The sequence below is a fragment of the Alkalibacterium sp. s-m-28 genome (assembly GCF_054658175.1).
The window spans coordinates 1-276 of the sequence record NZ_BAAGIQ010000364.1; the positions used below are offsets into that span (position 1 = coordinate 1).

At 36.6% G+C, this 276-nt stretch carries 1 pseudogene; it reads right to left on the reverse strand.

From position 1 onward, the window contains the following. Positions 1–155: pseudogene (locus ACYQ4S_RS12630) on the reverse strand (transposase); the annotation flags it as partial. Positions 156–276: the final 121 nt, after the last annotated feature.

The window sequence follows — 276 nt, forward strand, 5'->3', positions numbered from 1 at the left end:
CTGTGTTAGGGTGAGCTTTGAACAGGATATGAATGTGGTCTCTATCTTCATTCCATTCGATGAGAGTGATGTTGTAGTTTGTACTAATTCTTAGAAACATATCTTTGGCGTAATCTGAAACAGGGGGGAGTGATGACTTTTCTTCGATACTTTATAACTCAAGTTTCGCACCCCTAAGAACTCCGTTCTATCCTTTACATTATAAGGATTATTTAGATTAATCAGCTTAAAGGTAAAGAAAAAGACAGCTCTCTTTGGTAAAATGTGAGTACCACT